Annotated in this window: 21 protein-coding genes; 18 read left to right on the forward strand and 3 right to left on the reverse strand. The window is 69.2% G+C overall.

Going from position 1 to position 24,475, the window contains the following annotated elements:
* The first annotated feature begins 47 nt into the window (after positions 1-47).
* Positions 48-1,721, forward strand: coding sequence for a steroid-22-oyl-CoA synthetase (locus BN977_RS24150; RefSeq protein ID WP_036402090.1), 1,674 nt, complete (start codon positions 48-50; stop codon positions 1,719-1,721).
* On the opposite strand, the gene BN977_RS24155 is transcribed toward BN977_RS24150, so the two are convergent.
* Positions 1,712-2,482 (reverse strand): class I SAM-dependent methyltransferase, encoded by a 771-nt coding sequence (locus tag BN977_RS24155; RefSeq protein WP_109790278.1) that lies wholly within the window; start codon positions 2,480-2,482, stop codon positions 1,712-1,714. The genes BN977_RS24150 and BN977_RS24155 overlap by 10 nt on opposite strands.
* Before the next feature lie 577 nt (positions 2,483-3,059).
* Here BN977_RS24155 and BN977_RS24160 point away from each other — a divergent pair.
* The 5 genes from BN977_RS24160 to BN977_RS24180 all read left to right on the forward strand — a co-directional run bounded on the left by BN977_RS24160 (position 3,060) and on the right by BN977_RS24180 (position 8,451).
* Positions 3,060-4,235, forward strand: a complete 1,176-nt coding sequence (locus BN977_RS24160) for a glycosyltransferase (protein WP_051562151.1) — start codon at positions 3,060-3,062, stop codon at positions 4,233-4,235.
* Positions 4,236-4,318: 83 nt separating this feature from the next.
* Positions 4,319-4,996 carry an acyltransferase gene (locus BN977_RS24165; RefSeq protein ID WP_036402092.1) on the forward strand — a complete coding sequence of 226 codons (678 nt, stop codon included), beginning with the start codon at positions 4,319-4,321 and terminating at the stop codon, positions 4,994-4,996.
* A complete protein-coding gene (locus BN977_RS24170) occupies positions 4,996-6,111 on the forward strand; it encodes a glycosyltransferase (protein ID WP_036402095.1) in 1,116 nt (371 codons plus the stop codon). The genes BN977_RS24165 and BN977_RS24170 overlap by 1 nt, the downstream gene beginning before the upstream one ends.
* Positions 6,104-7,288 carry a polysaccharide biosynthesis protein gene (locus BN977_RS24175; RefSeq protein WP_051561859.1) on the forward strand — a complete coding sequence of 395 codons (1,185 nt, stop codon included), beginning with the start codon at positions 6,104-6,106 and terminating at the stop codon, positions 7,286-7,288. Before BN977_RS24170 ends, BN977_RS24175 begins: the two co-directional genes overlap by 8 nt.
* Positions 7,285-8,451 carry a glycosyltransferase gene (locus BN977_RS24180; RefSeq protein ID WP_051561861.1) on the forward strand — a complete coding sequence of 389 codons (1,167 nt, stop codon included), beginning with the start codon at positions 7,285-7,287 and terminating at the stop codon, positions 8,449-8,451. The genes BN977_RS24175 and BN977_RS24180 overlap by 4 nt, the downstream gene beginning before the upstream one ends.
* Before the next feature lie 6 nt (positions 8,452-8,457).
* Here BN977_RS24180 and BN977_RS24185 read toward each other — a convergent pair whose 3' ends face one another.
* Complete coding sequence (locus BN977_RS24185; RefSeq protein ID WP_024454773.1) at positions 8,458-9,927, reverse strand: O-antigen ligase family protein; 1,470 nt, start codon at positions 9,925-9,927, stop codon at positions 8,458-8,460.
* Between the two features lie 183 nt (positions 9,928-10,110).
* Between BN977_RS24185 and BN977_RS24190 the strand changes: the two genes are divergently transcribed.
* The 10 genes from BN977_RS24190 (at position 10,111) to BN977_RS24235 (ending at position 21,982) form a co-directional block, all read left to right on the forward strand.
* On the forward strand, positions 10,111-11,556 hold the full coding sequence (locus BN977_RS24190; RefSeq protein ID WP_051561863.1) for a tyrosine-protein kinase domain-containing protein: 1,446 nt from the start codon (positions 10,111-10,113) through the stop codon (positions 11,554-11,556).
* Positions 11,557-11,560: 4 nt separating this feature from the next.
* Complete coding sequence (locus BN977_RS24195) at positions 11,561-12,817, forward strand: lipase family protein (protein ID WP_024454775.1); 1,257 nt, start codon at positions 11,561-11,563, stop codon at positions 12,815-12,817.
* Positions 12,814-13,548, forward strand: coding sequence for a YveK family protein (locus tag BN977_RS24200; RefSeq protein ID WP_036402099.1), 735 nt, complete (start codon positions 12,814-12,816; stop codon positions 13,546-13,548). Before BN977_RS24195 ends, BN977_RS24200 begins: the two co-directional genes overlap by 4 nt.
* 13 nt (positions 13,549-13,561) lie before the next feature.
* A complete protein-coding gene (locus BN977_RS24205) occupies positions 13,562-14,815 on the forward strand; it encodes a lipase family protein (protein ID WP_024454777.1) in 1,254 nt (417 codons plus the stop codon).
* 27 nt (positions 14,816-14,842) lie between these two features.
* Complete coding sequence (locus BN977_RS24210) at positions 14,843-16,117, forward strand: acyltransferase family protein (RefSeq protein WP_024454778.1); 1,275 nt, start codon at positions 14,843-14,845, stop codon at positions 16,115-16,117.
* Positions 16,117-17,337 carry a lipase family protein gene (locus BN977_RS24215; RefSeq protein ID WP_024454779.1) on the forward strand — a complete coding sequence of 407 codons (1,221 nt, stop codon included), beginning with the start codon at positions 16,117-16,119 and terminating at the stop codon, positions 17,335-17,337. The genes BN977_RS24210 and BN977_RS24215 overlap by 1 nt, the downstream gene beginning before the upstream one ends.
* A 483-nt stretch (positions 17,338-17,820) precedes the next feature.
* Positions 17,821-19,317: a sugar transferase gene (locus BN977_RS24220; protein ID WP_081664539.1), complete on the forward strand. Its 1,497-nt coding sequence runs from the start codon at positions 17,821-17,823 to the stop codon at positions 19,315-19,317.
* A gap of 36 nt (positions 19,318-19,353) precedes the next feature.
* Positions 19,354-20,643 carry a lipase family protein gene (locus tag BN977_RS24225; protein ID WP_234709662.1) on the forward strand — a complete coding sequence of 430 codons (1,290 nt, stop codon included), beginning with the start codon at positions 19,354-19,356 and terminating at the stop codon, positions 20,641-20,643.
* Positions 20,633-21,454 carry a biotin--[acetyl-CoA-carboxylase] ligase gene (locus tag BN977_RS24230; RefSeq protein WP_036402105.1) on the forward strand — a complete coding sequence of 274 codons (822 nt, stop codon included), beginning with the start codon at positions 20,633-20,635 and terminating at the stop codon, positions 21,452-21,454. Before BN977_RS24225 ends, BN977_RS24230 begins: the two co-directional genes overlap by 11 nt.
* 9 nt (positions 21,455-21,463) lie before the next feature.
* On the forward strand, positions 21,464-21,982 hold the full coding sequence (locus BN977_RS24235) for a PH domain-containing protein (RefSeq protein WP_024454783.1): 519 nt from the start codon (positions 21,464-21,466) through the stop codon (positions 21,980-21,982).
* On the opposite strand, the gene BN977_RS24240 is transcribed toward BN977_RS24235, so the two are convergent.
* Positions 21,937-22,590 (reverse strand): GtrA family protein, encoded by a 654-nt coding sequence (locus BN977_RS24240; protein ID WP_024454784.1) that lies wholly within the window; start codon positions 22,588-22,590, stop codon positions 21,937-21,939. The genes BN977_RS24235 and BN977_RS24240 overlap by 46 nt on opposite strands.
* A 107-nt stretch (positions 22,591-22,697) precedes the next feature.
* On the opposite strand from BN977_RS24240, the gene BN977_RS24245 reads away from it, so the two are divergent.
* Both BN977_RS24245 and purE read left to right on the forward strand, forming a co-directional pair.
* The gene (locus tag BN977_RS24245) at positions 22,698-23,924 is read left to right on the forward strand and encodes a 5-(carboxyamino)imidazole ribonucleotide synthase (RefSeq protein WP_268817594.1); all 1,227 of its coding nucleotides are present in this window, start codon (positions 22,698-22,700) and stop codon (positions 23,922-23,924) included.
* A 3-nt stretch (positions 23,925-23,927) separates the two neighbouring features.
* On the forward strand, positions 23,928-24,440 hold the full coding sequence (gene purE / locus BN977_RS24250; protein ID WP_264021010.1) for a 5-(carboxyamino)imidazole ribonucleotide mutase: 513 nt from the start codon (positions 23,928-23,930) through the stop codon (positions 24,438-24,440).
* Positions 24,441-24,475 lie beyond the last annotated feature (35 nt).

The raw sequence follows: 24,475 nt of genomic DNA on the forward strand, positions 1-24,475 counted from the left end.
AAGAGAGGTGCGAGTTTTGTCACTGTGTCGCCCCCGGAGGTGAAGCTGTGTCGGTGCCGCCCGCCGTCCGCGACTCCATCGCCGCCCTGCTGCTCGACCGGGTCGGTGACCACCGGCTCGGCCTGCGCACCCGCGAGCGGGACTGGACGTGGGACGAGGTGGTCGCCGAGTCCGCCGCGCGCGGCGCGCTGGCGCGGGCGTTGCGCCGCGAGGAACCGTTCCACGTCGGGGTGCTGCTGGCCAACGTCCCGGATTTCGTGTTCTGGCTCGGCGGGGCCGCGCTGGCCGGGGCCACCGTGGTCGGGATCAACCCGACCCGGGGTGAGCGCGAACTGGCCGCCGAGATCCGGCACGCCGACTGCCGGCTGATCGTCACCGACCGCGCGGGGGCCGGCCGGCTGCACGGATTGGACCTCGGCCTGGGGCCCGACCGGATCCTGGTGGTCGACACGCCGGAATACGCCGCACTCGTCGAGGCCCATCGCGTTGCGCCGGCCGCCGCGCCGGGCGTGGATGCCGACAGCCTGCTGCTGTTGCTGTTCACCTCCGGCACCACCGGCGCCTCCAAGGCCGTCAAATGCAGCCAGGGCCGGTTGGCCCGGATCGCCTACACCGCCGTGCAGAAGTTCGGGCACCACCGCGACGACGTGGACTACTGCTGCATGCCGCTGTTCCACGGCAACGCGATCATGGCGTTGTGGGCACCGGCGTTGGCTGTCGGCGCGACGGTGTGCCTGACGCCGGCGTTCTCGGCGTCCGGGTTCCTGCCCGACGTGCGGTATTTCGGGGCGACGTTCTTCACCTATGTCGGCAAGGCGCTCGGCTACCTGATGGCCACCCCCGAACGCGCCGACGACGCGGACAATCCGCTGCAGCGCGGTTTCGGGACCGAGGCCTCGCCCGACGACCAGGCCGAATTCCGGCGCCGGTTCGGTGCCGAGTTGTTCGAGGGGTACGGCTCCAGCGAGGGCGGCGGCGCCGTGGTCCTGGCGCCCGACGCCCCGGCCGGGGCGCTCGGCAGGCCCGCCCACGACGGTGTGGTGATCGTCGACCCGCAGACGTTGATGGAGTGTGCGCCTGCGGTTCTGGACGAGCACGGCCGGGTGCGCAACCCCGACGACGCCGTCGGCGAGATCGTCGACAAGTTCGGCACCCGCACCTTCGAGGGCTACTACCGCAACGACGACGCCGACGCCGAGCGCATCCGCAACGGGTGGTACTGGACCGGTGATCTGGGCTACCGCGACGCGGCGGGCTTCCTCTATTTCGCGGGCCGGCGCGGTGACTGGATCCGGGTGGACGGCGAGAACATCTCCGCGCTGACCATCGAGCATGTGCTGCGCCGGCATCCACTGGTGGTGGCCGCCGGGGTGTACGCGGTGCCGGATCCGCGGTCGGGTGATCAGGTGATGGCCGCGATCGAGGTGGCCGATCCCGACGGCTTCGATGTCGCGGCATTCGCCGAATTCCTGTGCCGGCAACGTGATCTGGGTTCCAAAGGGCTGCCGCGCCTGCTGCGGGTGTCCGCGCAGCTGCCCGTCACCGGTTCCAACAAGGTTCTCAAACGGGAACTGCGACAACAACGTTGGCGCACCGATGAGGCGGTGTACCGGTGGGTGGGCCGCGCCGGTGCGGGGCCCCGGTACCGGCTGATGGACGAGGCCGACAAGCGGTCATTGGATGCCGAATTCGCCGCCCACGGCCGGCAGCGTCACGTCTGACCGGGTCGGGCGGGCTTGCGCAGCACGATCACCGAGAAACTGGCCAGTCTCGGGATCGGGTGCCTGCGCAGGAAATTGCTCTTGGCGTTCTCCAGGGCGTGCAGCGGCGGGATGACCGAGTAGTAGGTATGCCCGAAGCTTGACTTCCACTGCTCGACTTCGAACCCGAACTCCTCGAACTTCCGGAAGGCCGTCTTGGTCGGGCCGGTGGTGCCGCGGTAGTAGGCCGGGAACTTCTCCAGATTGGGCATGTCCAGACGCCCGGGCTGCACCTTGTCCAGGATCCTGCGCGCGGTGTGCTCCGGGATCATCTTGTTGACCAGGAACGGGAATGTCCCCAACGCGGGGAAGAAGTGCACCGACAGTCCGCCCGGCCGCAACAGGTTGTAGCAATTCTGATGGAACACAACGGGATCGGGCAGGTGCTCGCAGAGCATCTTGGAGAACACCAGGTCGTAGGTGCCCAACTCGTCCTCGATCGGCTGGCACAGGTCGGCAACCCGGGTCCGGACGTCGACGGCGGCCTTGCCGAGTTCGACCTCGGAGATGTCCACCACCACCCGGTGTTCGGCGAATCCCCACTTCTGCGCGTCGCCCACGACGGGGTTGGCGCCACCGCCCAGTTCGGCGACCGCGCGTACCCCCTCCCGTCGCGCCAGTGCCAGGACCGACTCGTCATAGCCCTGCCACAGTTCGGTGAAGTCGCAGTATTCGACGGCGCCCGGTGTCCCGGGCGTCTCGGTGAGGTAATCCAGCGTCATCGGCTTGCCCCCGCAAAGTCGTCAGATGAAATTCGGACGCTACCGCCGGCCGTCATGCGGTGGGTGAGATTGGACGAAAATCCTCTCGATCGGTGCCCAGGGGCCGCTGCGCGTCAACAGATTTCGTGTCCGCGTCAATTTCCGCCGGGATGATCTCCGCCCTCCGGATGCGGCATTTCCCGAGCATCCGCGCGCCCGGTATGTGACGGGTGAGCAAAACTGCGGCATTCGCGGACCGCGATGTATTTGCTCGTTCAAGTACATGCGTGGGTCCCGGGGCCGCGGGTGGCGGGCCGCGCCGGCGTCGCGAGCGCGGAACGCGTTTGCGTGGTCAACTATCAGCAACCCCGGGAGTGACCGATCCGATGCCGATGACGGAGGACAGTGCCGGTGAAGCCGCTGAGCAGCGATCGAACCTACGGCCCGTCGGCTTTGCTGTCGGATATTAACGGGGTTGGTAACATACCGCTCGACAGGCTCGTGTGGGCCGGCCCGGCCGGTCCGTCGTGGGGATCGCCGATCCAGTGTCGAGGACATATGCACCAGCCAATGGGAGGCAGGATCGCTCGTGGAACCGATGGCTGAGGTGCGGCGCAGATTCGACGGTGTCGACGGTCCCAAGGTGGCGATCGCGCACGACTACCTGACGCAGCGTGGCGGCGCCGAGAAGGTCGTGCTCTCCATGAGCCGGGCGTTCCCGGACGCGCCGATCTACACCTTGCTGTACGACCCGGAGCACACCTATCCCGAATTCGCCGACCGCGATGTGCGGGTGTCCGGCGTCAACCGGATACCGCTGTTCCGCCGCAATCACCGGCTGTCGCTGCCGGTGCTGCCGGTCGCGGCGTCGTCGATGTTCGTCGACGCCGACGTCGTCGTCACCAGCAGCAGCGGCTGGGCGCACGGCTTCCGCACCAACGGGCGCAAGCTGGTGCACTGCCACACCCCGGCGCACTGGCTGTACGCGGCGGACTACTACTTCAAGCCCGACGGGGACCGGCTCAAGCGCGCGGTGCTCAAGACCGGCGCACCCTACCTGCGGTCCTGGGACCGCCGCGCCGCCCGGACCGTGGACCGCTACCTGGCCGTCTCGACCACCATCCGGGACCGGATCAGGGATGCCTACGGCATCAGTGCCGACGTGCTGCCCTCCCCGGTGGCCATCAAGGAGACCTCCACGCTGGAGGCGGTGCCCGAGGTGGAGCACTGGGCCGGTGCCGACGGCGACTCCTTCTATCTGTGCGTGTCCCGGCTGCTGCCGTACAAGAACGTCGAGGCCGTGATCCGGGCGTTCGCCGGGTCGCAACGTCGCCTCGTGGTGGTGGGTCACGGCCCCGAGGCCGCGCACCTCGAACGGATCAAGACTCCCAATGTGGCCATGCTGTCCGCGCTGACCGACGCCCAGATGGCCTGGCTGTACCGCTCGTGCAACGCGCTGATCGCGGCCAGCTACGAGGACTTCGGCCTGACCCCCATCGAGGCGGCGGTGTGTGGCCGACCCAGCGTGGTGCTGCGCTGGGGCGGCTTCCTGGACACCGTCGTCGAGGGCCGCACCGGGGTCTATTTCGACCGGCCGGAACCCGACGCGATCGCCGGCGCGCTGGACCGATTCGAGGCGGCCGACTTCGATCCGGACACGCTGCGCGCCCACGCCGACCGGTTCACCGAGGCGCGCTACGCCGAATCGCTCTACGCCGCGGTCGACGAGCTGGCCGCCGAACGCGACGGCGCCGGCCGGGATGCCGATCGGTGAGCGGACTGTAACGACTCGACGGGCGGCGCCGCTGCCTGGATGGCTATGGTTGTGACGCAAATCCTCGAAGGAGTTAACCGCCCATGACCCGTGAACCCGCGTCGGCCGATCCCGCGGATGTCGCCCGCAAGCAGGCGGCGGCCCCCGGCTTACGGACCCCGCCCGCTCCCGTCTGGGTGCTCAACGACGAGGGCCGGGTCATCGACTACAAGATGCAGGGCATGACCCGCGGCCGCAAGATCCGGAACCGGCTGGGCGAGTTGATCTTCAACAGCTTCATCACCTTCATCCCGTCGCACACCATCCGGCAGGGCTTCCTGCGCCTGATGGGTGCCAAGATCGGCAAGAACTCGTCCATCCTGCGCGGCACCACCGTGCTGGACATCGAGTTCCTCACCATCGGCGACGGCGTGGCCATCGGTTTCCGCTGCCTGCTGGATTCGCGCGCCGGCCTGTACATCGGCAACAACGTCACCGTCGCCAGCGATGTGCACTTCATCGGCGGCGGGCACGACATCAATCACCCCGACTTCCTGCCGGTGCCGATCCCCACCGTCGTCTGCGACTACGTGTGGATCGCGTCGCGGGCGATGGTGCTGCCCTCGCTCATCGGGCGCGGCGCCGTGGTGGCCGCCCACGCCCTGGTGAACAAGGACGTGGGTGAGCTGGAGATCGTCGGCGGCGTCCCGGCCAAGGTCATCGGGAAGCGCGACGCGGACGCGCTGAAGTACGAAAACAAGCATCGGCCGCTGTTCTACTGATGACCGCGTTCGCCGATCACCGGCTCGTCTTCGTCGCGCCGGCCGAGGGCCAGACGGCGGTGGGCGACTATGCCGAGGACCTCGTCACCGCGCTGCGCCCGCATTTCGGGGAGATCGCCGAGCACCGGACCCTGGGACCGGGCGGCGACAGCCTGGCCGACCTGCGCCGGCACCGCGCGCAGGTGCGCAGGCTGATCGCCGAGGGCCCGCCGGGCCGGACCCTGGTGCACGCCGAACTGTCCACCGGGGTGCTGCCGACGTTCTGGTCGGTGGCGGGGATCGACGGCGTTCCGGTGACCGCGACCGTGCACGACCCGCCGCAGGGGCTGTGGTTCCTGGCCCGCACCCGTTTCATCGCGAAATCCCGGCTGCTCACCCACGGCATCCACTACCCGCTGCGGCCGGTGTCGCGCGCCATCGAGGGCGTGGTGCACGGCGAGCGGACCCTGGTCGCGCTCACCGAGACCGGCCGGCAGTCCATCGAGCGCACCTATCCGCGCACCCGCACCGCGTTCATCCCGCACCTGGTGCGCGACCGGCCGGCCATCACGCCGGCGCAGGATCGTCCCAAGGCGGTCGGATTCTTCGGATTCGTCTACCGCGGAAAGGGATTCGAGGAAATCGCCCGTATCCGCGCGGAGCTGCCCGACGACATCTTGATCCGGGTGGCCGGCCGCGGCACCGAGTCGCTGCCGCGGGCCGACGGTATCGAGATCCTGGGCGGGGTGGACGGCCCCGCCGAGGACGCCTTCTTCGCGTCGGTGCGGGCCATCGCGCTGCCGTACGGCAAGCGGCACTTCTACGCCGAGACCTACCCGGCCTCCGGCGTGGTCGCCCACTCCATGGCCTACAGCACCCCCGTGGTGTGCACCGGGTACGGTTCGCTGGCCGAACTCGGCACCGCCGACGGGGTGGTCACCGTGCCGCCCGTCGAGGGTGAGGTGGCCGCCGGCCTGGCCCGCGAGATCACCGCGCTGCTGAACGACCGCGACCGGCTCACCGAACTGGGCCGCAACGCCGATGCTGCCCGGCACGCCCGCTCGGCCGCGCGCACCGCCGAGGCGTTCGTGCAGTTGTGGTCGCGCACCCTGGCCGGACAGCCGGAAGATGCCTGAACCGGCGCCCGAGCAGGTCTCCCGAGGGACGGACGAGCACGCCGGCACCTCCCGGCACCTGATCCAGACCCTGTGGGCGGTGTTCTGGTTGTACGGCGGCCGCGGTGTCGGGCTGCTGTGGACGGTCCTGCTGATCGGGCACCTCGGCGTCGCCGACTACGGCCGCTACGGCATGGCCTATGCGTGCTTCTCGCTGATCGGGCCGCCGCTGGACAACCCGTTCGCGGTCCGGTCGGTGCGCGAGTCGCAGGAACGTTTCCTCGCCGAACGCACCACCCGCTATCTGCTCGGGGTGTCGCTGATGCTGGTCGGCGCCGCTCTGGTCGAGGTCAACTACATCGCCTGGTTCGGGTTGTTCGTGGCCGGCGGCGAGATCGCGCTGAAATCCTGGCAGAGCCAGGCCGCCAGGGACGGCCAGCCGCAACGTGTCGCACAGATCGACACCTTCCGTCAGGTGGCCAGCGTGGTGATGGCCGCCGGCTACCTCTTCATCGCCGACGAACCGACGCTGCAGGCGGCCAGCTTGTGGTTGGTGTCGCCGTACGCCGTGGCTGCGGTGGGCATCGCCTTCGTCGTGCCGCGGCACCGGCCGGGACTGCCGGGTTCGCCCAAACTGATCGCCATCCTGGTCGGTGAAACCCTCGGGCTGGCCGCCTATCTGCAGGGCGACGTGCTGCTGCTGGGCTGGCTCACCAACGACACCATCGTCGGCTATTACGCCATCACCACCACTGCCACCATCGCCGTGGTCGCCGTCGGGCAGTCCTTCGGGATGTCCTACAACCACACGCTGCGGGCGGGGGAGGGCGACCTGTCGGCCGGCCCGCCGCTGAAGAGCACGCTGATCCTCGGCGCGGCGGCGGGATTGTTGATCCTGCTCGCGGGCATCGGTCTGCTCATCTCGCCGGCCCCCGAGCAACTCGCGGTGGCGATGATGGTCATGTCACTGTTCTGCGCCATGCGCACCATCAGCTCGGTGTTCCAGGCGGTGCTCTACAACCAGCGCCGGGACGGGATCCGGCTGGCCGCCAACCTCGGTCTGGTCCCGGTGAAGTTGGGCCTGGTCGCGCTGCTGGTCGGTGCGGGCGCGGTGGGCGCGGCCATCGCCACCGTGATCACCGACGCGATCCTGCTGGCCATCTACGCCCGCGTGCTCTACCGGAAAGTGGATCGGTGACGAGAACCAACCCCAGAACCGAGGTGGCGTTCCTGCTGTCCAAGGATCCCGTCGCCGAGCACGGCGGCGACCTGGAGCTGTCCCGGCTGGTGATGGGCCTGGCCTCGGATTCGTATGCGGTGTCGGCGATCTGCCTGTCGCACCAGCCGCCCGGCCGGTTGGACGCCGATATCGTCCCCGGGGGCCTGCCGCTGACCCGGGTGCCCAAGTCGGGCGTGCGGCCGGCGCGACTGCTGATCGATGCCGCCCGCACCCGGCGCAGCCTGGTGCACGTCCGGTTCGACAACGACGCGCTGGTCCGTGCCATCGACGCCTCGGCGGCCGACATCTTCGTCGCGGAGCACAGCTACATGGCCGAATCCTTCTTGCGCAGCCGGCATTCCGGCTCCGCCCGGTTCGTGGTCAACACCCACGTCAGCGAGTCACTGGTGTGGCGGGCGAGCCGCGGCCTGCTGGGCCGGCTGCAGGTCGGTCAGCTGCTGCGCGACGAGGTCCGGGTGGCCCGCGCCGCCGACGCGGTCGGCACGTTCGACGCCGAGGAGGCCGAGTTCTACCGCGGGCGCGGGGTGCGCGACGCCCGCTGGCTGGACCTGACGCTGCAACCGCTGGATCAGGTCGACGTGGCCGCCACGCCGCCCCGGCTGGTGCTGATGGGCACCCGGGACTGGCCGCCGAACCAGGAGGCCTTCCTGGAAGCCCTGCGGCTGTGGCCGCGGATCTGTGCCGGTATCCCCGGCGCGGAGCTGTGCGTGATCGGCGCGAAACACTCCAGTGCGCCGGATCCACACTACCCCAGCGGAGTTCGCGATCTGGGGTTCGTCGACGACCTGCCGGCGTTCCTGGCCACCTGCCGGTCGATGATCGCGCCGATCCGCACGGGTGGCGGTGTGCGGGTCAAGATCCTGGACGCCGCCAGGATGGGGCTGCCGGTCGTCGGCAGCAGCCCGGCCGTCGGGTCACTCGGGCAGCTGCTCGAGCTCGGGGTCCACGACGACGACGAGGCGTTCATCGCCGAATGCCGGCGCTACCTGCTCGACGCCGGTGCCGCCGCGGACGCCGGCGACCGGCTGTACCGGCTGAACCGTCAATATTGGGAGCAGCGGCGCCCGCACCGCACCGTCGAGGGACTGTTGTCGGGGACGGCACCGGCACAGGCCGGCTGACCGCGACTAACCCGGAGCGCGGGCCGGGGCCGCGGTGGCCGGTATCCGCGCCGCGCCCGGCGCGGTCTCGACCACCTGGGCCGTTTGCCGGAGTTCGTCGGCGTACGCCAGGAAGGTCAGGAAGATCGTGTACAGGAACACGATCTGCGGGATGACCACCACGGGGTGATCCAGATTCAACGCGACGACCGAGAAACCGATAAAGACACCGCCATACAGAGCGCGGGGTAACGAGTTTGCTCGCAGCAGCCGGAATCCGATCACGCACCCGATGATCACCATCGCGATGAACGCGATGCCGACAAAGATGCCGGCGCGGTGGATGGCGATCAGCGGAGCATTGGAGACGAAATTCTGGATAAATGCGTAGGCGCCGTCTTTGAATTCGCGCTGCGACCAACCCCAGCCGAACAACCAATGCCCGCTCATGCGGCCGGGGAATTCGCGGATCGAGTCCATGCGGTCGGTGGCGCCGGCGTCATTCGAGCCCAGAGTGCCCAATAGTCGGGTGCGCACCGAGGGCACCAGCATGGCCGTCGTGAACGCCACGATGAGCGCACCCACCAGCAACTGGCGATCCCGCGAGCGCATCTTGTGGAACAGGAACACCAGGGCCACGCCCACCAGGGTGGTGACGATCGCCGACCGGCTCAGGGTCAGGGCGATGGCCAGGCCGAGGATGGTCACCGCGACGGCCCGCTGCCAGCCCACCAGCAGGATCATCGCGATGACGAAGGCGATCACCAGGCCGATTCCGGCGGCGTTGGGATCCAGCCACAGGCCGCCGAGGCGGGTGAAGCTCTGGCTGCCCATACCCACGGCGAACCGGTCCGTGCGCGGCAGATTCGAGACACCGCCGGTGAAATAGAACCGCTCGGTGTTGGCCACCGCATAGCCGAACAGCCGAAATGGCTGCAGCAGCATCTGATTGGAGCCAATTGCCACCGACGCGATACCGAATGCGGCATTGAATGTCGCCGCGTAGACGAAGATGCGGCCGAATTTGGCGAGATGTTCGGCGGGCAGCGCGAGCAGGGCGAAGAACGCGGATGTCGCGATGGCCCATTTCGTGTAGTCCATGACATTCACGATCGAGGTGTAGGTGCACACCATCGCGATGCCGGAGACGATGACCAGAATCAGCACCGCCTTGGCCAGCGTCGGCCACCGCTTGGTCGCGGTCGGGTGCACCCACGCGGCGAGCAAAGCCCCGGCGGCGAACGGAAGGTACAGCGGCACGTGCACACCGGGGAAGTAGCCGAACGGCAGCGCGCCGATGGCAATCGCCATGCCCCAGTACAGCCACAGCGGATGACGCAGCCCGATGTACACACCGACGGCGAGCGCCAGCAGCGCGGCGACGCCCAAGATCGCGATTTTCCCGCCGACCGCGGCGGCGGCGCCGACGCCGGCGGCCAACACAATGATTACGGCGCCGATGAGCACATCGCGCCGGGATATCGCGCCCAGATTCATTTCGGACCCGCCCTCATCCGGCAATGATGTCCACTGCATTGTTGCACCCGCCACGCATTTAACTATCCTTGCATTGGTTTCGCTGGACGTGCCACCAGGGTGCGGCCGGCATCCGGTGTGCAACCTTGTCGCGGACGCTATCGTTGCACTGTTGTCTCGACTGAGAGCGAATGGGAGTGCTTCTTGGCCATCGGTGATTACCTGCGCATTTTCCGCAGGCTGTGGTGGGTGGTTGTGGGGGCACTGGCGATCGGAGCCGTGGTGGGGTACCTGACCACCTTGTTTGCCACACCGCAGTACGCATCGACCGTCCGACTGTTCGTCACGACCCAGAGCGGTACCTCGGTCGGTGACGCCTACCAGAACAACTTGTTCTCGCAAGAACGTGTCTTCTCCTACGCCGGCCTGGCCACCAGTGAGCAGGTGGCCGTGCGCGCCGTCGACCAGCTGAAGGCGCCCATCACCACCGACGAGCTGCGCGCGAAGATCACCGCGGTGCCCATGCCGCAGACCGTGCTGCTCGACGTGACCGTCAAGGACGCCGACCCGGCCGCGGCGCAGCGGTACGCCAACGCCGTCGCCGATCAGCTGGTCAAGGTGACCGCCGAGCTGGAGACGTCGCGGCGCGGGGGCGAGGCCGCGGCGGGTGCGGTGATCGTCGACGAGGCCAGCTACGGCACCTTGGTGCCGTCCATGGGCCTGGCCACCCGGATCGCGGCCGGTGCCGTGGGCGGTTTGCTGGTCGGCGTGCTCATCGCCCTGGCCATCGGGGCGTCGGACACCAAGCTGCGCCGCCGCGAGCGCGTCGAGGAAGTGTCCGGCGTGGCGCTGCTCGGCACCCTGATCGAGGACGACAGCCGCGACGGTGTCATCGACATCGCCGCGGGCGGGCCCGCCGTCGAACGGTTGCGGGAACTGCGCACCAACGTGCAGTTCGCCCGCACCCCGGGCGGGCAGCAGCCCCGGGTCATCGCGGTCACCAGCCCGTCCCCGCAGGACGGGCGGTCCTCCACCGCGGTCGACCTGGCCGTGGCGTTCGCCGAGGCCGGCCACTCCGTGCTGCTGGTCGACGGGGACCTGGTGAACCCGTCGCTGCCGGCGCTGCTGAAACTGGCCCCCGAGGACACCGCCCGGGCAGCAGCCAACGGCTTCACCACCCTGGTCGCCGGCCAGCACGACATCTCCGAGACCGTCATCGACGTCGCCGACCGCGGCTTCTCGCTGCTCGCGGCCGGACCGGTGCCGACGGTGCGCGGTGAGCTGTGGGGCGACGAGGCGGTGCCGCGCGTGCTCGAGGTGCTGCGCAGGCATTTCGACTACGTGATCATCGACACCCCGCCGCTGACCAAGTACTCCGACGGCGCGGTGGCCGCGGCGCTCGGCGACGGGGCCCTGGTGCTCGGCCGGATCGGCCACACCAAGTCCTCGGCGCTGCGCAAGGCCCTCAAGGTGCTCGACACCGCCCACGCGGGAGTGCTCGGTGTGGTGGCCACCTGCGAACCGGGCCATCGCCGGGAACTGACCGGACACCGCAAGCAGCAGAACGCCGCCGGTGACCAGGGTGCGTCACAGGACGGTCCGGATGAGGACGGCGCACGCCACCTCGCCAGGTCGCAGACCACGGGTTAAGTCGGTGTCCACGCTGGTATCGCGGACGGCCGCCCTGCTGGTGGCCGCCGCATCGGTGGTGTTCCTGGTGTCGGCATGTGCGCCGGCAGCCGCACCGCCACCGCCGGACGAGACGCCGGCGATCAAGACCCTCACGCCGCCGTTCAACGGCAAGCCGCGACTGTCCCCGCCCGATATGACCGACGACGGTCCGGGCTCGCTGATCTCGGTGGAGCCGCTCAAGGGTGCGGACCTGCTCGACCAGGACGACGCCACCTACATGCGGGTGGTCTACCGGTCCACGTCCGGGGTCGACGGTTCGCCGACCCAGGTGTCCGGTGCGATCGCCATCCCGCCGGGCAACCCGCCCAAGGGCGGCTGGCCCATCCTGGCGTTCGGTCAGGGCACCAAGGGCGTGCTGAACAAATGCGCCAGCAGTCTGTACGGCAGCCTGCCGCTGAACCAGTGGACCATGTCGGTGTTCGTGCAGGCGGGTTTCGCCGTCGCCGTCACCGATTTCCAGGGCGCCGGGGTCGAGGGCTTCCAGCATCCGTTCCTGGACGCAAAAACCTACGGCTTCAACGTGATCGACTCGGTGCGCGCGGCACGCCGGGTCGGCGCGGACCTCAGCGACAAGTGGCTGGCCTACGGGCACTCGGCCGGTGGCCTGGCGGTCTGGGCGGCCGCCGAGCAGGCGCCCAGCTACGGCAAGGGCCTGAACCTGCTGGGTACGGTGTCGATGGCGCCGGCCGCGGACATGTCCGGGCTGGCCGACGCCGCCTGGAACGAGACGCTCACCCCGGACCAGCGGATCACCATGGTGTTCGCGCTGCAGTCGCTCAAGTGGTTCCACCCGGAGATGGACCTGGACGCCTACCGGCGCGGTGCCACCGCGCAGAACTGGGACGAGCTGCTGGACTGCATCCCGCCGAACTTCGACGACATCGCCCGGGTGCGCTCGCTGATGACCAACGCCGACCTCAAACCGGCCACCTACGAGGACGTGGTGTGGCTGCGGGATCGGCTGCAGGAATTGGCCGTGCCGCAGGCGCGCATCGAGACGCCGATCATCGTCGGCTACGGCACGCAGGACACCTTGGTCAACGAGAAATGGTTCGAGCGGGCCCTGGACCGGGCCTGTGCGATGGGCAGCCCGATGGAGATCAGGAAGGGGCCGGGGAAGGGGCACGCCGATCTGGACAGCGGGTACACCCTGCCCTGGCTGATGGACCGGCTGGCCGGTATCGCCCCACCGCCGGATGACTGCGCGGGCCGAAGTTGAGAGCCCCGGTCGACGTCCCGCGGTTCCGCGACTACCTGAAGATCATGGCCGGCGGGTGGCTGGTCATCCTGCTCGCCACGCTGGCCTCGGCGGGTGCGGCGTACGGGGCGCAGCAGCTGCTGCGCGACCGCGACTACGAGGCGTCGGTGTTGCTGATGGCGCAGGTGGCCGGTGACCCGGCCACCTTCTCGGCCTACGCGGGCGGGATGGGCGCCAACGCCCGCATCGCCACCTATGTGGGGCTGGCGCAGTCGGATCTGGTGGCCCGGCGCACCATCGATCAGATCCCGGGTCTGGGGATGACGCCGGAACAGTTGATCGCCGAGACCTCGGCCACCTGGGAGCCCGGCGGGGTGAACCGGTTCGGCCGGCCCAACTCGGCCCTGCTGCGGGTGAAGGTCACCGATCCGGATCCGCGCCGCGCGGTCGGATTGGTCAACGCGGTGGCGGCCAACCTGATGGCCATCTCGCGGGAGCTGGAATGGACGCAGTCCCAGCCCACCGACCCGATCCAGTACACCGGCCCGATCGCCGAACTGGTGCCGGTGGACGCCGCGACGACGGCCACCAGGGTGCCCGCGCCGATGCTCAAGGGTGTCGCGGTGGGCGCCGGCGTGGGTTTCGCGCTCAGCCTGATCCTGGTGCTCGCGGTGGGCATCACCCGGGACAAGGTGCTGACCCCGGCACAGCTGAATCACATCGCCAAGCAGGCGATGTCCGGTAATGCGTAGGAGAGAGTTGCGGATGCGACGTTGGAAGTCCGCGGCGGCGGTCCTGGCTTCGGTGGCGCTGGCCTCCGGCCTGATCGCGGGCTGCTCGCAGGCCAAGCCCGCGCAACCGCCGGCGGGCTCGGGGGAGCCGTCGATCCAGCTGCCCGCCGACTACTCGGGTTCCGGGCCGGGCACGCTGATCAGCGCCACCAAGTTCGACACCATCGACCGCCGCATGCTGCGGGTCTCCTCGGTCGCGGCCCGGTTCACCTACACGTCCACCTCGGGGATCGACGGCAGCCCCCAGGTGGTCTCCGGCAGCGTGTTCGCGCCCAACGGTGCACCGCCGGACGGCGGCTGGCCCGTCATCGTCTTCGGGCACGGCACCACCGGCGTCGAGCCCGACTGCGCACCCTCGCTGTCGCCGACCCTGTTCGGGTTCTCCGATGCGGTCCGCGCCCTCATCCAGCTCGGCTATGTCATGGTGGTGCCGGATTACCAGGGCCTGGGCACCCATGACACCTATCACCCGTACCTGGACGCCGCGACCGTCGGGCACAACATGATCGACGCGGCCCGTGCGGTCCGCAAGCTGGTCCCCGACACGTCGGACAAGTGGGTGGCCTTCGGCGTCTCCCAGGGTGGCCAAGCCTCTTGGGCCGCAAACGAATTGGTCAACACCTACGGTGCCGGGGATACTCGGCTGGTCGGCTCGGTGAGCGTGTCGCCGGCCGCCGACGTGACGGGCCTGGCCGACGTCGCCGCCGAGGGCAGGTTGACACCGCAGCAGGCCGTCGCGCTGGCGCTGTTCCTGCGCGCCCTGAAGAACCAGGTTCCCGACCTGAATCTCGACGATTTCCGCCGGGGACTGGTCAAGGAGAACTGGGATCTGCTGACCGGTTGTTCGGATGTGGACGCGCAGAAGCGCCTGGAGATCGCCAACCAGGTGCAGCCCGACGACCTGCGCCCGGCCACCCCGCAGGCCACCGACGAACTGCGCGGCTACCTGAACCGGATGAGCGGGCTGCCGCGGTTCCAGGCCAGCGCGCCGATGCTGATCGTGCACGGTGACGCCGACGAGACGGTTCCGGTGCAGTGGACCGAGGAGGCCGTCAAGCGGGCCTGCGATCTCGGGGACACCCTGGCGTCGTTCATCGCGGCCGGCCGCCATCACGGCGATTTCGACCCCATCGTGGCGCTGGACTGGGTGCAGAAGCGGTTCGCCGACGCCCCGGCCGACAACACGTGCACCGTCGAAGGTGGACCCTCGATCCTGAAGACCACCTGACCCGGACGCGACGACCCGGAGAACGCCATGACAGATACCAACGCCGCCCGCGAGGACGCCCAGCCCGTCATCGAATCGCAGGTGCTGGCGACGTCGCCGACGCACCGGCGCATCATCGGCCTGGACGGGGTGCGCGGGCTGGGCTGCCTGGCCGTGGTCGCCGGTCACGTCGGGATCGCGTATTCGCCGATCGTGCATCACAAGGCGAAGTTGGACATCCTGGGCCTGGCGCTCATCCTGTTCTTCGTTCTCAGCGGATTCCTGCTGTTCCTGCCCTATATCCGCAAGCTGACCAAGCCGGCGGACAAGGCCACCATGCCCGACACCCGGCAGTACGCGCTGCACCGCGTGTTCCGGGTGTTCCCCGGCTATCTGGTCATCTTCTTGATCTGCAACTTCGTGCTGCAGGTGGCCTACATCCAGAACTCGGCGACCCAGCAGCTGGGCACCGATCAGGGCACCGGCATGATCACCGATCCGTGGGAGCTGCTGGCCAACCTGACGCTCACCCAGACCTACGTCCCGGAGTACGTGCAGACCGGCATCAGCCCGTCCTGGTCGTTGACGCTGGAGATCGCGTTCTACGCGTCGCTGCCGCTGCTCGGCATGCTGTTGTTCGGACTGCGTAAGCGCACCGGTGTCGCGCCGCTGACGCTGGCCTGCCTGGCCCCGGCCATCCTGCTGGTGCTCGGCGTCATCGGCCGGTTGTTCGCGCCGCTGGTGTTCCAGGCCACCGGGGAGACCAGCGTGGCCATGCAGAACTGGGGTCCGAACTGGGCCGCGGTGTTCATGCGCAGCTTCTTGACCAATGCCGATCTGTTCGCGTATGGCATGTTCGCCGCCATCCTGTTCGTCGCCATCGAGCAGGGCGTCGTCGGCCCCCGCGCCGCCAAGCGGATCTGGCTGCTGTCCATCCCCGGACTGTTCGTCGCGATGGTGGCCGCGCTGGCGATCACCATGACCGGAAGCGCCTTCGCGACGGCCGGAATCGGTTTCGTCTCAGCCGTTTTCATCATCCTGATCGTGCTGCCGCTGGCGTGGGGCGGGAATTCGAAACTGGCCAGCTTCCTGGATTACAAGCCGTTCCACTTCGTCGGCGTCATCTCGCTGTCGGTGTACCTGTGGCACTACCCGATCCTGCTGCTGCTGGGCCGCTACGGGCTGGCCGCCGGGGACACCTGGGGTGGCATGTTCCGCAATATCGCCGTCGTGGCGGCGGTGACCATCCTGCTCTCCACCGCCACCTACTACCTGGTCGAGAAACCCGGCCTGGGCCTGGTCAAGCGATTCCGGAAGAGTTGATGCGCCACAAGCTGTGGTGGGGCGGTTCGGCCCTGGCCGTCGTCGTGGTGGTCGTGATCGGCATCGTGCTGGTGATCCGGCGCGACGACGCCAAGCCGGTGGGTCAGGGCGCCGAGACGGGGGCGCAGCCCGTGGCGGGCGCCCAGCTGGGCGGACAGGATCCGGGTGCGCTGGTGAGCGCCAGCACCATGCCCGAGTTCAACAAGCGGGCGCAGGGCGCGGCGATCAACGCGGCCCGGGTGGTCTACCACTCCACCGAGGGCGACACCGGCGCGCCCACCGAGGTGTCGGCGTCGGTGTTCGTGCCGCCGGGCGACGCGCCGGCCGGTGGGTGGCCGGTCATCGCGCTCGGCCACGGCACCGTCGGCATCGACGAGCCCTGCGCGCCGTCGCTGTCGGCCTCGCTGTTGAGCATGGCCGAGGTGGTCGACAAATTCATCGCCTCCGGCTATGCGGTCACGCTGGCGGACTTCCAGGGCCTGGGCGCGCCCGGGGTGCACCCGTACCTGGATTCGCGGACGGCGGGCCGCAACATCATCGATTCGGTGCGCGCCCTGCGCAAGACCTTTCCGAACGTGTCCGACCGATGGGCGGCCTGGGGCGGTTCGCAGGGCGGTGGGGCGGTGTGGGCCGCCAGTGAGCTGGCCGGCGGCTACGCCCCGGACCTGAACCTGATCGCGACGGTGGCGCTGGCGCCGGCCGCCGACGTGGCCGGCCTGGTCGACAAGGCCGTCGACGGCACCCTGAGCAAGGAACAGTCGGCGGCCCTGGTCCTGGTCATCGAGTCGATTGCGCGGCTGGACCCGGCGATCAACCGCGACGACTACCGGCGCGGCATCGTCGCGGACAAATGGGACGTGCTCATCGCATGCGCCGGTGATGCGGTGCGCGACCGCGAGGCCGTCATCGACAAGATCCGGCCCGGCGACGTCGCCCCGCACGACGCGGCGGCGGCCGACCGGCTGCGTGACCACCTGCGTGCGTGGGCGCTGCCCCAGCAGCGCGCCACCGGCCCGCTGTCGGTGACCTACGGCGGCGAGGACGAGTACATCGACCCGGCGTGGACCGCCCACGCGATCGAGGCCGCCTGCGCCATGGGCACGCAGCTGATCTCCGAATTCCAGCCCGAGCACGGCCACGGCGACCTGGACGTCGGCGAGCAGTTCGGCTGGCTGCTCGACCGGATGCACGGCACCCCCGCCTCCGGCGGCTGTGCCTGAGTCTCCGGCGGCTGTGCCTGAGTCTCCGGCGGCTGTGCCTGAGTCTCCGGCGGCTGCCTGAGCCGCAGGTCAGTGCCCACGAGGTGCCCCGTTGGCTGCCTGTTAGCTGCATCGTGGCGGTACGCCCGGGATCGCGTTTGCGATATCAACAAGAGTTGGTACAACGCAAACGTCGTCACCACAGTTGACAGGATTCGACGGCAACGTAAATATTGTCCTCGGTTTATCCGGCCGCCGGGCGTGGTTCGTGGTTAGATCGCACTGTTCGCACGGCGCGGAACCAACCCCTTGGTTGGCTGGCGCGCAAAGTCGTTCTCGGCGGCGGGCAACGGTCGGAAAAGGGTGGGTGCGACATCGCTCACACAGCGAAAAATACGCGCTGGATGTTGCAACTTACGCGAAAGAAAGCGATAGTTTAGGCGAGCCGCGATAGTCTGCGAGCAACAACGCTCGACTGGCGCAGCAAAGAAGGTGGACCTCCAGGTGACTCTTGTGAGAGAGACGGCAGCGCCAGTCGCCGTAGAACGTGCCGAACCTGCCGTTGCTCGTATCGGTGGGTTGCACTGGCAGCGTCGTTACGTTCTGGCCCTGACCATCACCGACGTCTTCGTGGTCGGTGCCGCGATGGCCTGCGCCCAAATGGTCCGCCTCGGCCGGCCAGTTACCGATTTCGATCCGCTGACCAAGTACTTCGGCCTGCTCTCGGTCATCTTCGGTTTCATGTGGCTTGGTTTGCTGACGGCGTACCGGTCCCGGTCGCCACGAGTCGTGGGCGCCGGCATGGAGGAATACCGCCGCGTCCTGTCGGCCACCCTGTCCACGATCGGCGTCGTCGCGGTCACCCTGATGATCTTCCGGCCCGAGTACGCGCGCGGCTATCTCGCGCTGGCCTTCCCGCTGGGCCTGGTGTTCCTGATGCTCGGGCGCAGCGGCTGCCGCCGCGTGCTGAACTTCTACCGGCGCCGCGGACGGTGCGTCACCTCGGTGCTGGCCGTCGGTAACCCGGTGGCCGTCAAGAGCCTGGTCCAGTCGCTGGACCGGACCTGGTGGTACGGCTACTCGGTGGTCGGCGTGTGCCTGACCGGCCGGCCCGGCGGCGGCACCCTGGAGGTGCCCGGCGTGGGCGCGCTGCCGGTGCTCGGTGACGAGGGCCAGGTCGAGGAGGCCATCGCCCAGGTCGGTGCCGACACTGTCGCGCTGACCGCCACCGAACACCTCGGACCCGAAGGCGTGCGCGAGCTGTCCTGGGAACTGGACCGACTCGGCGTGGACCTCGTCGTCTCGCCCGGCATGGTGGACGTCGCGGGCCCCCGCCTGACCATGCGCCCGGTGGCCGGCCTGCCGTTGATCCACGTGGAGAAGCCGCAGTACAGCGGCACCAAGAAGCTGCAGAAGCGGGCCTTCGACGTGTGTGTGGCGGTGACCGTGCTGCTGATGGCCTTCCCGCTGCTGCTCGCCAGCGCGCTGGCCATCAAGCTCACCAGCCGCGGCCCGGTGTTCTACCTGTCGGAGCGGATCGGCCTGGACGGCAAGCCCTTCCGGATGATCAAGCTGCGCACCATGGTTGCCGACGCCGACAAGATGGTCGCCAGCCTGGCCGACAAGAACGAGATGGACGGCGGCGTGCTGTTCAAGATCCGGCAGGACCCCCGGGTCACCCCGATCGGCCGGATCCTGCGCCGCTACAGCGTCGACGAGCTGCCCCAGTTCATCAACGTGCTGAAGAAGGAGATGAGCGTGGTGGGCCCGCGCCCGCCGCTGCCGAGCGAGGCCGACTCCTACACCGATCAGGTGCGCCGCCGGCTGCTGGTGCTGCCCGGTATCACCGGCCTCTGGCAGGTCAGCGGCCGGTCGGACCTGTCCTGGGACGACTCGGTCCGCCTGGACCTGTCCTACGTGGAGAACTGGTCCATCAGCGGTGACCTCGTCATCGCCTTCAAGACCGTGCGGACCGTGCTGGGCGGGGTGGGCGCGTACTGACCAGGGCCGCCGCCGCGGCTTCGGTAGCGTGGATTCGTGCCGCGGTCCGTGTCTGAAACCCCTGGAATCCCCTCCGACACGCGGCGGCCGCGCCGCATCAGGCGCGCAATCGTCGCCGTCGCACTGATCGCCGTCGTCGTCGCCGAAATCGCGGCGGCCGTGGCACTTCTGCCGTTCGCCGTGCCGGTCGGGCTGGCCTATCTCAACCTCTTCCCGTCCTCCGGCGGCGCGCCGGCCCCCATCCAGAGCGCCGACCGCAGCGGTTCCGGCCCCGGGACGCTGGTGTCGGCCACCACGATGCCCGGGGTGACCCGCAGGATCGAGGCGCGGGGGCTGCGGGCCGCGCGGGTGTTGTACCGGTCCACCAACGGGGACACCGGCGAGCAGACCGTCGTGTCGGGGTCGGTGTTCGTCCCGACGGGAACCCCGCCGCCCGGTGGTTGGCGGGTGGTCGCGGTCGGGCACGGCACGCTCGGCATCGACGGGCCCTGCGCACCGTCGTTGTCCGACAACATGATGGGCCTGCTGCCGTTCGTCACCGCGTTCACCGGCCGCGGTTTCGCCGTCGCGGTCGCCGACTATGAAGGCTTGGGCACCAAGGGAAACCACCCGTATCTCGATGCCCGCACCGCAGGCCTGAACATCATCGACAGCGTACGGGCGTTGCGGCACACCTTCGGTGACGTGTCTTCGGCCTGGATGGCGTTCGGCCACTCGCAGGGCGGCGCGGCGACCTGGGCCGCCGACGAGCAGGCCGGCCGGTACGCGGCCGAACTGACCCTGATGGGGGCGGTGGCCGCCGCACCGGCCGCCGACGTGTCCGGGTTCGTGGACAAGGCGCTGGCGCACACCCTGACCCCCGACCAGCTGCTGGCCATGCCGGTCATCGTGGAGTCCCTGGCCCGCAGGCATCCCGACCTCAACCGCGACGACTACCGGTCCGGTGCGGCCACCAAGTACTGGCAGGTGCTCACCGCCTGCCAGGCGCCGGAGATCTATCAGCGCGGCGACGCCGGCGCGCAGCTGCGCCCCGAATTCGTCGCGCCCCGCGACGCCGCCGCGGCCGACCGGCTGCGCCGGCTGCTGCGTGACTGGGCGCTGCCGCAGCGTCCGCTGTCGGCGCCGCTGTCGGTCTGGTACGGCGGGGCCGATACGCTGGTCGACTCGGCCTGGACGGCCGCAGCGATCGCGAAGGCATGCGCCATGGGAGGAACGGTGACGGTGCAGTTCGAACCGGGGAAGGGGCATGGAGACGTGGACCTGGCTTCCCAATTGGATTGGATGGCAAAACGTTTCGCCGACCAGCCGGTGCGCGATGACTGCTGAACCGCGGGCCCTGGACGCCGCGGCGCTGCGCGCCGCACTCGACACGGAGGACACCGCGGCGCGACCGTGGCGCCGCCTGGACATCGTCGAGGTCACCGGATCCACCAACGCCGACCTCATCGCACGCTCCCGCGACGGTGACGACATAGCCGGGGCGGTGCTGCTGGCCGAGCATCAGACCGCCGGTCGTGGGCGCGGCGGGCGGTCCTGGGCGGGTGTCCGGCATGGGCAGATCATCATGTCGGTGGGTATCGCCACCGACGGCGTCGACGAGCAGCGCTGGGGTCTGGTGCCGCTGCTGGCCGGCGTCGCGGTCGTCGACACGCTGTCCGCGTCGGGCATCGACGCCGGGCTCAAGTGGCCCAACGACGTGCTCATCGGCACCGCCAAGATCGCCGGGATCCTGGCCGAGGTGGCCTCCCCGAAACCCGTCATCGTGCTGGGGATCGGGCTCAACGTCGCCGTCCGGCCCGAGGAGATCGGCCAGCCGCAGGCCACCTCGGTGTATCAGCTCGGGGTCGAGGCGGATCGCACCGATATCGTGCGGACGTTGTTGGCGCGGCTGGGGGAGCGGATCGGGCAATGGCGGACCGGTGACACCGACGCGCTGCTCGACGATTACCGCGCCCGCAGCGCGACGTTGGGGGCCCGGGTGCGTGCCCAGTTGCCGGGAGGCCGGGACATCGTCGGCACGGCCGAGGCCATCGACGGGCAGGGCCGGCTGCGCATCGGTACCGAGAGCGGCAGTGAAGTGGTTTCGGCGGCCGATATTGTGCATTTGCGGCCCGCGGGCGACGGGGCGGTTGAGTAAAGTCACACCGTGGGCTACCCGGAGAACGTGCTGGCCAAGGATGAGCGGGTGGTGCTGCACCGGCATCCGCACTGGAAGCGGTTGATCGGCGCGGTACTGGTGCTGCTGGTCGCCACCGCGCTGGCGGCCTTCGGCGCGGGCTGGGTGAACCAGACCGATTGGGACGGCAACGCCAAACGGATCCTGTTCGCGGTCATCGGCGTGATCTGGCTGATCCTGGTGGGGTGGCTGACGGTGTGGCCGTTCCTGAATTGGTGGACAACGCATTTCGTCATCACCGACCGCCGGGTGATGTTCCGCCACGGGCTGCTCACCCGCAGTGGGATCGATATCCCGCTGGCCCGGATCAACAGTGTGGAATTCCGGCACGGCCTGCTGGACCGCATGCTGCGCACCGGAACGCTGGTCATCGAATCAGCGGCGCAGGATCCCCTGGAATTCCACGACATCCCGCGGGTGGAGCAGGTGCACTCCCTGCTGTATCACGAAGTCTTCGACACCCTGGGTTCCGAGGAATCACCCAGCTGAGCCGCGCGGCGGGACCGCCGCAACGGGGTGACGGTGCCGCTGGCCTGCTCGTGATGGTCCTCGAACGCCTCGGCGATACCGCCGGCGGTGAGCGTGGATTCCAGCGCCTTGTCGGGGTTGCGCGCGAACTCGTCGGGGAAGACGAAGCGGCGGAACGCCCAGAATCGGAAGGCCATCTGCAGCAGGTTGCCGATGACGTACGCCGAGACGAAGTCGGCGATGTTCTCGACCGTGAGTGACACCTCGGGCACGCGCAGCCCCAGCATGTAGCTGGACACCCACAGCGGGGCCATGCTCAGCAGCACCCCGACGCCGCTGACCACGAAGAACAGCAGCGCCTCGTGGTGGCGTTCGCGGCCGCCGCGGTCCTTGAAGCTCCACTCCCGGTTCAGGATGTAGGAGGCGATCACCGCGACGATGCCGGCGATGATCTTGGCGGTCACCGGCTTGGGTTCCAGCACGGTGAGCTTGAGGGTGTAGAAGATCGCCGAGTCGATGACGAAGGTGGTGGCACCGACCAGTGCGAATTTGATCAGTTCATGGTGCCGCTCGGCGAACGGCCGGATCGGGCGAGGCAGCCGCGCGATCGTGGCATCAGCAAAGGACACGAAGAGACAGTCTACGGAAACTCACTGGCCAACGTGAACCTGCGCAGGTCGCGGTGGGTGTGGGCGGCCCCGGTACGCCATGGGAACCGCCATGAAAACATGGTGCCGTGCCACGTACTCCCAAGAGCTCCGCCGCGCCCGTCGTCGCCATGATCGGTGGCGGACAGCTGGCCAGGATGACCCACCAAGCGGCCATCGCCCTCGGTCAGACGCTGCGGGTGCTGGCGGCGGCCGCCGACGAGCCCGCCGCTCAGGTCAGTCCCGACGTGGTGCTCGGCGCGCACACCGATCTGGAGGCGCTGCGCCGGGCGGCCGCCGGAGCCGACGCCCTGACCTTCGACCACGAGCATGTGCCGACCGCCCATCTGGAGCGGTTGGTCGCCGAGGGGGTCAACGTGGCGCCGCCGCCGCAGGCGCTGATCCATGCCCAGGACAAACTGGTGATGCGGCGCAGGCTGGAGGCGCTCGGTGCGCCGATCCCGCGGTTCTCGGCGGTGGCGAGCGTCGACGACGTCGACGTGTTCGCCGCCCGGATCGGCGGTCCGGTGGTGATCAAGACCATCCGCGGCGGTTACGACGGCCGCGGTGTGGTGCTTGCCCGCGACCTGGCGCATGCCAGGGAGGCGGTCGCCGGCTATCTGGCCGACGGTGTCGAGGTGCTGTTGGAGGAGCGCGTCGCCATGCGCCGGGAGCTGTCCGCCCTGGTGGCGCGCTCGCCGTTCGGGCAGGGCGCGGCGTGGCCGGTGGTGCAGACCGTGCAGCGCGACGGGATCTGCGTGGAGGTCATCGCGCCCGCGCCGGGCCTGCCCGGGGAGGTTGCCGCCGAGGCGGAGGCGCTGGGCCTGCGACTGGCCGACGAGCTCGGTGTGGTCGGGGTGCTGGCCGTGGAGCTGTTCGACACCACCGACGGCGCGATCCTGGTCAACGAATTGGCCATGCGCCCCCACAATTCCGGGCACTGGACCATGGACGGCGCCCGCACCAGTCAGTTCGAGCAGCATCTGCGCGCGGTGCTGGACTACCCGCTCGGTGACACCGCGGCGCTGGCCCCGGTGACGGTGATGGGCAATGTGCTGGGCGCGGCGCAGACCCCGCAGATGTCGATGGACGAGCGGGTGCACCACCTGATGGGCCGGATGCCCGACGCGAAGGTGCACCTGTACGGCAAGGGAGAGCGGCCGGGCCGCAAGATCGGCCACGTCAACATCGTCGGCGGCGGGGGCCAGGGGTCCAGCGATGACTCGGAATACGTTGCGGCACTGAGGGAACGAGCGCAGCGGGCGGCGCACTGGTTGTCGCACGCCGAGTGGACCGATGGATGGGACGGGCATTAGACAGTGAGTGACAAGCGCAGCCCCCGCGTCGGGGTCATCATGGGCAGCGACAGCGACTGGTCGGTGATGGAGGCCGCGGTCACCGCGCTGGCCGAGTTCGACATCCCGTTCGAGATCGGGGTGGTGTCCGCGCATCGCACTCCGGGCCGGATGCTGGACTACGCCCAGACCGCGGCGGGCCGGGGCATCGAGGTCATCATCGCCGGCGCCGGCGGGGCGGCGCACCTGCCGGGCATGGTCGCGGCGGCCACCCCGCTGCCGGTGATCGGTGTGCCGGTGCCGCTGGCGCGCCTGGACGGGCTGGACTCGCTGCTGTCGATCGTGCAGATGCCGGCCGGGGTGCCGGTGGCGACGGTGTCGATCGGCGGGGCGCGCAACGCGGGCCTGCTGGCGGTGCGGATTCTCGGCGCGAGCGACGCCGCACTGCGCTCCCGAATGGAGGACTTCCAGGCGGGTCTGGAGCAGATGGTGCTGGAGAAAGACGCGGCGTTGCGCAGCCGACTGCTCGGCGATTGAGTGAATCGGGATTAACCGGCTATGGTTACTGGCGA

The organism is Mycolicibacterium cosmeticum, assembly GCF_000613185.1.
In the GTDB taxonomy this organism is placed as follows: Bacteria; Actinomycetota; Actinomycetes; order Mycobacteriales; family Mycobacteriaceae; genus Mycobacterium; species Mycobacterium cosmeticum.

Bases quoted from the DNA above. Each gene is read 5' to 3' on its own strand.
- BN977_RS24155 (WP_109790278.1), bottom strand. From the start codon at position 2,482: ATGACGCTGGATTACCTCACCGAGACGCCCGGGACACCGGGCGCCGTC.
- BN977_RS24215 (WP_024454779.1), top strand. From the start codon at position 16,117: ATGCGCCACAAGCTGTGGTGGGGCGGTTCGGCCCTGGCCGTCGTCGTG.
- BN977_RS24165 (WP_036402092.1), top strand. From the start codon at position 4,319: ATGACCCGTGAACCCGCGTCGGCCGATCCCGCGGATGTCGCCCGCAAG.
- BN977_RS24175 (WP_051561859.1), top strand. From the start codon at position 6,104: ATGCCTGAACCGGCGCCCGAGCAGGTCTCCCGAGGGACGGACGAGCAC.
- BN977_RS24210 (WP_024454778.1), top strand. From the start codon at position 14,843: ATGACAGATACCAACGCCGCCCGCGAGGACGCCCAGCCCGTCATCGAA.
- BN977_RS24205 (WP_024454777.1), top strand. From the start codon at position 13,562: ATGCGACGTTGGAAGTCCGCGGCGGCGGTCCTGGCTTCGGTGGCGCTG.
- BN977_RS24185 (WP_024454773.1), bottom strand. From the start codon at position 9,927: ATGAATCTGGGCGCGATATCCCGGCGCGATGTGCTCATCGGCGCCGTA.
- BN977_RS24230 (WP_036402105.1), top strand. From the start codon at position 20,633: ATGACTGCTGAACCGCGGGCCCTGGACGCCGCGGCGCTGCGCGCCGCA.
- BN977_RS24160 (WP_051562151.1), top strand. From the start codon at position 3,060: ATGGCTGAGGTGCGGCGCAGATTCGACGGTGTCGACGGTCCCAAGGTG.
- BN977_RS24170 (WP_036402095.1), top strand. From the start codon at position 4,996: ATGACCGCGTTCGCCGATCACCGGCTCGTCTTCGTCGCGCCGGCCGAG.